This is a genomic window from Streptomyces sp. NPDC054849 (assembly GCF_053610945.1).
In genome coordinates this window covers 22939-31674 of sequence record NZ_JBSGZI010000096.1, presented here as the reverse complement: position 1 = coordinate 31674, position 8736 = coordinate 22939, and the positions used below count along the sequence as shown (strand labels likewise).

Here is an 8736-nt window from a genome sequence, read left to right as displayed (position 1 = left end):
ATCGAATCGTCCATGCGGTGAGCCTAGGCGCGCCGACGACGACGGAGCGCAGTGGGCTACGAGGAACAGCAGGGCAGCCTTCAAAAACAACCACTGACCCAAGCCGCATAGATGTGTTCAAAATCCGGGGTCAAGGCCCCTTCCCTTCCTCCACCGGTTCGTGGAGCTCGCCCTCGCCTTCCACCACGCCGTCCGCGGCGAACACCAGGACCTGGCCGCCACCATCGACCGGCTGCGCACGCTGACCGCCACCGGCGACTTCGCCTACTTCACCGACATCGCCCACTTCATGGCCGCCCTGCCCCTACCGGAGCCGTCGGCCATCCGCTGGACCACGAGCGAAGACGACGTCCGCTCCGCATGGCGGGGCCTTGTCCAGGCCCGGCAGGAACACCTGCGCGCCGGAAACTGACCCCTGGACGCACGGATGGCCCCGACCATGTCTGGTCGGGGCCATCGCCATGTACGGGCCGGGCGCCGGGCCCGGTGATATCAGCCGGCGTCGGGGCGCTGCCCCACGAGCTGGGTGAGCAGCTCGATGATCTGGGCCTGGTTGCGGTCGATCTTCTCGTCGAGAGCTTCGACCTTCTGGTCCAGGTTGCCGATCTGCAGGCGTACCGCGGTGAGGTCGGACTTGATGATCCCGAACTCGCGGTCGTGCTTCTCCGCGACCTCTTAGAAACGCCGGGTCAGGGCAGCGAGCTCGCTGTGGGCGATGGGGTCCTCGGGCACGCGGGCACTCCTGCCAGATCACAAAACCGCAGATAAGAAGACTCCACGATAACGCGCCCGCACCCCCGCACGGCCTCCGGTTCCGCAGACCTCCCCTGGCGGTGGAGGCGACCATTCACACCCGTGATTCACCGGCGCCTGCTGCACCGGTGCTCCCAAACGCCTGACCCGCCACCATGATCATTGCCACAGTTGATGCACCACGGCACACGCCGCCCGTCGACATCGAGGAGTCACCGTGACCCTGACCAGCTACGAGACCCGGGTACTGCACCTGCTCGCCGCGTTCACCGAACCCGTCGGCACGTTCGAGGTGGCCGACCGGCTGCAGAGCCGCCCGGCCCCCGACATCGATGCCCCGGACGAGGACCCGGTGCGCGAGGCGTGGACCGAGGAGCGCATCGACCTCGTGCAGTCCACCATCTCCTTGTGTGCCAAGGGGCTCGTCGACGTCGCCGTGCGCGCCGATGGGGAGAACGGTGACCGGTTCGTGGCCACCGACGCGGGCCGGGCCTTCCTCGCCCAGTAGTGATCCGTACTCGCCCTGCTGCCCAGCACCTCGACTGGCAGCAGGGCGGACACCGCGCCGCGGCAACGGCACTTCTCGGGCGGTGCAGCCCAGGAACCTGCGGCGGCACACCGCGCTCTCCCCGACCGCAGCCACCTCTCCGGCCACCCCCCTTGGGGGGCTGGCTGATCATCCCGCTGACACAGCCTCAGCCCCCGTGGCAGGGTGCGGTGACCGGATCAGCAGACGGCAGGGGGCTCCCGTGGAAGCACGAATGTGGAACGGCTTGGTCGGCGTGGTGAAGGAGACGTACACCGCGGGGCTGCGTGAGGGGGCCGTGCCGGGGCCGCTCATGATGCCGCTGGTGCGCGGCGAGCTGGTCGGTCTGATCTGGGTCCGCCCGCTCCATGTCGGCCAGGACGCGCTCGCCGGGATCGCGGAGCTCGCGAACATCGCCGCGGCGGCCGGCGCGGACGAGGTGGTCCTCGCGTGGGAGACCCACGACGTCGCCACCGCCTGCGAGCTGCCGGTCGTCGGCCCGGCGCCGTGCCTGAACATGGTGCTCGCCACCCCGGCTGGGCACGTCCTGCACCAGTTCCCCTACAGCGAGCAGCTCCTGTCCCGCAGTCCGGAAGGCTGGGCGTCGGTCGCCCCGGACTGGAGGCCGGCCCCCGCGCCGCAGCCCGGTGGGGAGCTGGTGCCGCCGATCCAGGCCGCGGTGAACTTCTCCTTCACTCCGATCGAGCTGGATCACCCCGACCCGTTCGGCGTCACCGTCGTGCTGATGGAAGAGGACGGCTACCGCATCAGCCTGACCGAAGCGTTCGCCCGCTGAGCCTGCGCAGACGAGAGGACCAAAGCCGTGCCCCGCAGTCTTGACGACGATGCGCCTCGCCGAATCGGCGACGCCGATGACCAACTGAGTGCCGAACAACGGCAGACCGAATCTGATGAACATGCCTCGCTGCGCCGGTGGAGGCACGACGTAAGGCAGACAGAGCGGGACCTGGTGCGGCGAAGGAGGAGGGTCCGTGCGATGGTCCTGGCCCTGACCGTCGCCGGCGGTGCAGTCCTGACGGTCCTGGGGTGGACCGTGCTGACCTGGGGATCACCCTCCCGTTTCCTGCGGGTGGACATCACCTGCGGAGTGCTGGCGCTGGTCTGCGGCGTGGCCGCCTGGGTTGCCGCGCCTCCCCGCGGCCAGCTGAGTCTGGCCAAGTTGGAGGACATGCTCTCGACGAACCGGGAGTCTCTGCGGTTTCTCAGCGCGCTCATCCACCCGACGCTGAAGGAACGGCGCAGCCTCTACCGCGAGGATGTGGCCGGGGTGATCGAGCAGCACCGGACGGACAGCCGCAAGTACCGGCTCATCCACAACACGCTGCAGAACCTCATCATGATCGGGGCTGCGTCCACGACCACCGTCGCCGCCCTGGACACCCGCAACGAGGTCACCTGGCAGAACATCACGATCGTCGCCATCAGCTTCACCGTCACGCTGGCAGCCGCCTTCACCGGCTACTACAAGTACCGCGAGCGCAGCTACTTCCTGCTCCAGACAGCCGACGCCATCGAGGAGGAGGCCAACGCCTTCACCCTTGGCGTCGGCCCCTACAGCGATTTCGACGCCGATGAGGAGCAGCAGGCGCTGAAGCTGTTCACCCAGCGGGTCGAGGAGCACCGCAACGAGCAGCGGCGCCGCCAGCAGCAGCTGGACCAGCCCGCCGACCAGGCCATGCCCTCCGGCCAGCCGCCCGCAGCCTGACCGCGAGGCGGCTACCGGTGACGGCGGCCGCCGACGCGACCGAGGTGGCGGTTGAGGATGTCGAGCCTCGCCTGGTGGGATCCGGCGGGCAGCGCGCACTCGGCATCCGGCTTGGCGTGGCACACGGGGCAGGAGATCTTCATCAGCCGGTAGGCGGGGACCATGCTCGCCTTCCCCCGCTGAGTACGCCGGTCTTCTGGTTCGCGGGCCTTTCTGGCCTTCGCCGCCGCCTCCCGCTCCTTCACGATCGGCTCGATTCGCTCGTCATGACCGTGCTCTCGCCGGACTGCCTTGCCGCCGGCCTCGTCCGGGTCGGTGCAGTCCTGGCCGCCCTTCGCCCCGCAGAGCGGGCAGTGGCGGCGGATCCAGAACCGGCGGGCGACCTTCTCGTGCAGGGGGACCTTCCGGCCCGTCGGACGGGGCTGAACCGGCCGGGCCGGCTGCACCGTCTGTGAGGCGCACTCGCCGGGCATGTGCCGCCACGCGTCGTACCGGCGCTCCTTGCGCTGCCCTTCCTTGAACTTCTCCTCGCAGCTGGCGCACTTCCTTGCCAGCTTCCCCGTCTCCTGGGAATTGGGGCGGGCGAGGTCGTACGAGCCCCGGGACAGCCGCGGGGCCAGGGCCAACCGCGTCTCCTGCGTGCCGTCGCGGCGCACGATGGTGACCTCCGAGGCCGGCGGCCGGTCGTACGACGGGAGCTCCGGCGCGGCAACGTACGACTGCCCCTTCGGGCCCGGCTGCTGACGGTGCTTCGACATACCCGGCAGCGTAGCCACCGGCCCGGGCGCGCGGCAGGGCGTGAACTGCCCGCGCGCCCGCAGCAATTCAGCCGCAGCGGCTCCGCGCCTCCCCCTGCGGGCCGTCCTGGAACCGGTCACGCCGTGGACCGCAACGGAGCGGACTGCTGCGGAAGGATGACTGCGGCCCCGGACTGCTGGGCTCGCTCGGCTCGGGCTCGGTGCAGGGCGGCGGTCTCGGTGGCGGCGAACTCGCGGCGCCGCTGCAGGACGGCACTGTCGATCGGCGCCGGCTCGTCGGCGGGCTCTTCCTGGTCGGGGAAGGCCCACTGGCTGAGCTCGCGCAGCACGCGGGCCTGCCGCGCGGCGGCCGCCGCGGTGTCCAGGGCCATCTCTCGCGTGCGCGGGACGGCCTGGTGCGCCGCGAGCGCCCGGTGAAAGCCCTCGGGAGCCATGTCCCGGGTCCGCACTGGCGCTTCGGGCCCCACGGCGGCCGCCGGTGCCGGAGCGGCCGTGCGGGGCTCCGGAGCCGAGGTCTGGGCGACAGCCAGAACGCGGATGGTCCGGACGGCCTGAGTCCCGGCCTGGTCGTTGGCCGCGGCGATGATGCGGGCGTTGAGGAGGCGGAGCTGCGTGGCGTAGGCGGGCGAGTCGGGGCGCAGGTCCAGCTGCCCGCTCTCCGCGTTGAAGGCGGCCGCCGTGACGTGCGCGGACAGGTTCGTGGTGACAGCGTCCGCGATGTCCGGCCACTGGTCCAGGATGCCGCCGCCTGCGGCCGGGATGTCCCAGGCCCGGTCGGCCAGCAGGCCCTGGAGCACGGCGCCGAACCCGGCGACCTCGCGCCCGTCACGCCGCACGGACGCCGTACGGGTAGTCCGCTTCGCCTTCCGGGTGCCGCCCAAGGCGCCGCGGGCCTTGGCGGCCTCGCGGGCCTGGTGCAGGGCAACTCGGGCCAGGTCGACGCCGGACAGCTCCCCTGCGGCCGTGCCCGGCTGCTCTTGGTCCTGCTGGCTGTGGGTAATCGTCTCGGTCATTCCGGCCTCCTACTTCTTTCCCAGGGCCATCAGCGAGCTGCGGCTGCCGCTCGTGAATCGGAGTGCGCGCTGCACCAGGTCAGCGCCGTAAAGCCGCTCGGCGGCGGCCCGCCCGAACGTGTCGACCGCGCCGATGACGAGCGTTGTCTCGCCGCGCGCGAACTCGCCCCGGGCCATCACCCGCAGCTCCTGGCGCTGCTCTTGGTCGAGGTCGTCGATCCCGGTCTGGGCGGGCAGGACCTCGCCCTGGGCGTCGTCGGCCGGCTGCTGCTGACGCGGGATGGACTCGGCGACCAGGCGGCGGACGGACTCGCTGATCGGGGCCTGCCAGTGGCCCTCCCACTCCTGGTGACGGGCCTGCTCAGCGCGCCGGGAATCCCGGTACGCCTGGACAGCACGGGCCCGGCCCTCAGCGGTGGGCCACAGCGCCACAGCACCGGCCAGCCGTCCGGCCAGGAACCCCGACGGCCGGTGCACCCGCTCCGGAGCATCGCCGCAGTCGAGAAGCGCGATGACCTCGTCGGCCGTCCAGCCCGCGTCCGAGACCTCCCGCAGGATCCAGGCGATCCGGGGTACCGAGGCCCGGCCCATCCACGGCACCTGGCGAATCAGCTCACCAGCCAGCTGGAAACGGCGCCCGACGCTGTTGAGCTTCCGGCGGCCGCAGTTGACCTTCTTCGGGGTGGGGAAATCGCTCTGCCCGCTGGCGAGCTTGTTCTCAGAGGGGAAGGAAGTAGTACCCGCAGAGAAGACACTGCGGGAACTACCCACCATTGGGGTGCAACGGGCCTCATCCGAAACAGCCGTCACACCCGCCTTCCGAGCACCTCCCGTGGAGCTCGCCGATGTCTTCGGGGACGTCTTCGCGCGCCGCTTGCGCACCTTCCGGGCCGCCTTCTTCGACAGCGCCGCGATGAGTTCCCGGCCCGCGGCCGCGATCCCGGTCATCCGGCGCCCGGCGCCCTCACCGGCCGTACGGATCCCCAGCGCGACGTCGAACTCCACGGGGATCATCCGCGCGAACTCCGACGCCAGCGCCGCCTCACCCCGGACCCGGGTGCCCCGCACGATGTACGCGAGCAGCCCGGCCTCCCGCAGCATCCCCAGGTGGTACTCCACCGACCGCTCCGACAGCCCGGTGCGGCGCACCAGGTACTCGATCCCCGGACGGCACGGGAACAGCTCCGCGAGCTCCTGGGCGACGCGGACCGTCGTCGGCCCGAACGCGCGCGGCCCGTGCGACCGGTAGCGGCGCGGCTCGTACAGCCCGGACCCGGCGACCCAGTGGACGGCCTGCATCCAGGAGTAGCCATCCAGCGCGATCCGGCCCGTCGACGTCGACAGCCACTGGCTCGCCTCCGGCACGTACAGCGCGGGCAGCACGGAGATCGCGTCGCCGTCGACCGACGGACGCGGAGCAGGAATCAGCGCGGCGACTACTACCGCCGTGCCGCTCATCGGCCCACCGTCCCGGCCGGGGTGGGAACTACCGCCTGCGTCGTCATCAGGCTGGTGTACACGCCAAAGCGGACACCTCCCTCAGCAGGCAAAACGCGCGCTTCGTGATCCATCCGCCGACCCTGCATGAGGCGGCCTGTGGACAGAGTCCGCTCAGCGCGGATCACCCCCCGCGCTCCCGCACGGCGGGTAGAAATCTTGGAACCCGTCCCGCCACACGGGACGGCGACCGCGAGGGCGCCCCCGCCGACGCAGTTGTGGGCGACCTCCGCGAGCGGGTGCATGAGCCGGGCGGCCGGCGCCGCGACCGAGCTCGGCGAGACCGCTCCGAAACCGCTGCTCTTGTAGCTTCCTACCGGAAATCCAACTTCCGGTACGGAACGGAAAAAGAGGGATGAACCGTACGCCGATCCCGTCACGCGGGACGAACGCCGCGCCTGAACCGGGGTGAAACGGACAAGGTCAAGCTGACAGGGGACACCACTCTCGGGCACTATGAGAAACGACCTGCTCTCCATATAGCTGGACGACCGTGCCCCTCGGGGCCGGACGACCGGATGTGCGGATGTGCCGGGTAAGCCCCCCTTCGTGAGAAGCGGGGCAGACACCGATCGGGTGGGGGGAGATTTCTCCGTCCCTCCCGGTCCTGCTGAACCGCGTGGCCCCTGTGGTGGGGGCACCGCGGGTGATGCGGATCGGTACTGATCTGGCTGTGGTGGCCGTGGTTAGTGGCCGGTGGTGCAAGTGGCCCTGGTTAGGGGCCGAGGTGAAACGAGCGGCTCGGTGAGCCGCGGCTCAGGACCAGCTACGAACTGGGACCTGAGCAGCCGACGCGGGTGGTTATTCCGGTCGGTAGACGGGCCGCGCGAGGCCAGCGGGTGGTAAATCCGCTTCTTGGCGCGCGCGGCCGATGACCTAGGTCATCCCGACCCCCCTTCGGAGGCCGGCGTCGGCATACCCTCATCCGCCTTCGCGGCCTCGGGGAAGCGTTCCGCGAGGCCCTTCAGGAGGCGCAGGTAGTTCTCGCGATGCGGGCGGCGGGGGCTGGTCTGGCCCAACTCCCAGCGCGTGACCGCGACCCTCTTCACCCCCACGGCGTCCGCGACGTCCTGCTGGGTGAGGCCAGCCGCCAGGCGCAGCTTCGCGCGCATAGGGGGAGACGGCAGAACCTCGGGCAGGCCGTTCAGCAGCGCGTCGACCTGCTGCGAGCGGTCGTCCGGGTCGGGCATAGTCGAGCCTTCCATGATCGTTGTAACCACGAAAGATACACGATCCGGGTGATCTTTGTCGCTCACGAATGACGTGCCGCTGGGGGAGTACGAGACGGTTGCCGTCATGCCAGCTTTCCGAGGTGCGCGTTGACGGCCTTCGCGGCCTCCGCCAGCTCGGGAAGCTCCACTACCGTCACCCCGGCCTCCACCAGCTGTTCGTAGCCGACGCAGTCGTCGACGAACAGGCTCGGCTCCCGCCAGGCGATGACGACGCGCGGGATGCCGGCCTCGAGGACCCGCTGTGCACAGGGCGTACGGGAGGCGCTGCGCTGGGAGCAAGGCTCCAGCGTGCTGTAGATCGTTGCCCCCGCGAGGCGCGGGTCGTCCTGCGGAAGTTGGGCGAGGGCGACCTCCTCCGCGTGCTCGCGGGGACCGGTCGCGCGGGAGTAGCCGGACGCCAGCTCGGTGCCGTCCTCACCGACGATGACCGCCCCGACCGAGTAGGCGCCGGTAGCCGGAGGGCACAGCGCAGCGAGGTCGATTGCACGCTGCATCCAGCGCAGGTCCTGGTCTCGTTCGGGCGCGTACATCAGGCGGTGCGCTCCTTCGGGGCGTAGCGGACGAAGACGACGTCGTCGATCGCCCTGACTTCCAGCACCTTCATCCGGGCCGCCGATCCGCCGGGAAAGTCGGCGGTGCCCAGGAAGCGGGCTGCCTGTGGCTGACCCACCAGCAGCGGCGCGATGGCCAGGTGTACTTCGTCGGCGAGGCCCGCAGCCATGAGCTGGGTGTGGATCGTGCCGCCGCCCTCCACCATGAGTCGGCCGACGCCGCGTCGCCCGAGCTCGTCGAGGACCAGGCCCCAGTCGAGGTCCGGCCCGACGCTGACGACGTCGGCGAGATCCCCGAGCGAGGCGCGCACCTTCTCTGCTGCGTCGTCGACGGTGACGACCAACTTCTTGTCGCCGTGGTGCCAGAAGTTCAGGTCGGCGGCGAGGTCCCCAGTCCTGGTGACCGTGACCTTGAGCGGGTAGGCCGGCTTTCCGTCGGCGACGCGCTGAGCACGGCGCTCCTCGCTGTTGACCAGGAGGCGCGGGTTGTCCTTCCGCATGGTCGTCGCGCCGATCAGGATGGCGTCGGACTCCGCACGGACCTGGTCGACGCGGTCGAAATCGGCGGCGTTGGACAGGCGCAGTCGCTCGGGGCTGGCGTCGTCCAGGTAGCCGTCGACCGACATGGCGGCGGAGAGGATGACGTACGGACGCGTGGTCATGGGTGGTGTGATCCGTTC

The 8736-nt window shown here is 70.5% G+C and carries 11 protein-coding genes; 5 read left to right on the top strand and 6 right to left on the bottom strand.

The features are described from left to right. Positions 1-160: 160 nt before the first annotated feature. The 5 genes from ACWGIF_RS30610 to ACWGIF_RS30590 all read left to right on the top strand — a co-directional run bounded on the left by ACWGIF_RS30610 (position 161) and on the right by ACWGIF_RS30590 (position 3005). A complete protein-coding gene (locus tag ACWGIF_RS30610) occupies positions 161-412 on the top strand; it encodes a hypothetical protein (RefSeq protein WP_453502327.1) in 252 nt (83 codons plus the stop codon). Positions 413-486: 74 nt separating this feature from the next. After that, positions 487-768 carry a hypothetical protein gene (locus ACWGIF_RS30605; RefSeq protein WP_453502326.1) on the top strand — a complete coding sequence of 94 codons (282 nt, stop codon included), beginning with the start codon at positions 487-489 and terminating at the stop codon, positions 766-768. 202 nt (positions 769-970) lie between these two features. Further along, positions 971-1261 (top strand): hypothetical protein, encoded by a 291-nt coding sequence (locus ACWGIF_RS30600; RefSeq protein WP_453502325.1) that lies wholly within the window; start codon positions 971-973, stop codon positions 1259-1261. A 253-nt stretch (positions 1262-1514) separates the two neighbouring features. Beyond that, positions 1515-2075, top strand: a complete 561-nt coding sequence (locus tag ACWGIF_RS30595; protein WP_453502330.1) for a hypothetical protein — start codon at positions 1515-1517, stop codon at positions 2073-2075. Between the two features lie 201 nt (positions 2076-2276). Next, a complete protein-coding gene (locus ACWGIF_RS30590) occupies positions 2277-3005 on the top strand; it encodes a DUF4231 domain-containing protein (RefSeq protein ID WP_453502323.1) in 729 nt (242 codons plus the stop codon). An 11-nt stretch (positions 3006-3016) separates the two neighbouring features. Here ACWGIF_RS30590 and ACWGIF_RS30585 read toward each other — a convergent pair whose 3' ends face one another. The 6 genes from ACWGIF_RS30585 to ACWGIF_RS30560 form a co-directional block, all read right to left on the bottom strand. Next, positions 3017-3763 carry a hypothetical protein gene (locus ACWGIF_RS30585; protein ID WP_453502321.1) on the bottom strand — a complete coding sequence of 249 codons (747 nt, stop codon included), beginning with the start codon at positions 3761-3763 and terminating at the stop codon, positions 3017-3019. Between the two features lie 116 nt (positions 3764-3879). Next, positions 3880-4776, bottom strand: coding sequence for a DciA family protein (locus tag ACWGIF_RS30580; RefSeq protein WP_453502319.1), 897 nt, complete (start codon positions 4774-4776; stop codon positions 3880-3882). 9 nt (positions 4777-4785) lie between these two features. Next, positions 4786-6234 carry a helix-turn-helix domain-containing protein gene (locus tag ACWGIF_RS30575; RefSeq protein ID WP_453502318.1) on the bottom strand — a complete coding sequence of 483 codons (1449 nt, stop codon included), beginning with the start codon at positions 6232-6234 and terminating at the stop codon, positions 4786-4788. Between the two features lie 920 nt (positions 6235-7154). Then, positions 7155-7571 (bottom strand): helix-turn-helix transcriptional regulator, encoded by a 417-nt coding sequence (locus ACWGIF_RS30570; protein ID WP_453502317.1) that lies wholly within the window; start codon positions 7569-7571, stop codon positions 7155-7157. Further along, positions 7568-8035, bottom strand: coding sequence for a deaminase (locus ACWGIF_RS30565; RefSeq protein ID WP_453502315.1), 468 nt, complete (start codon positions 8033-8035; stop codon positions 7568-7570). Before ACWGIF_RS30565 ends, ACWGIF_RS30570 begins: the two co-directional genes overlap by 4 nt. Next, on the bottom strand, positions 8035-8718 hold the full coding sequence (locus ACWGIF_RS30560) for a RibD family protein (RefSeq protein ID WP_453502313.1): 684 nt from the start codon (positions 8716-8718) through the stop codon (positions 8035-8037). The genes ACWGIF_RS30565 and ACWGIF_RS30560 overlap by 1 nt, the downstream gene beginning before the upstream one ends. Positions 8719-8736: the final 18 nt, after the last annotated feature.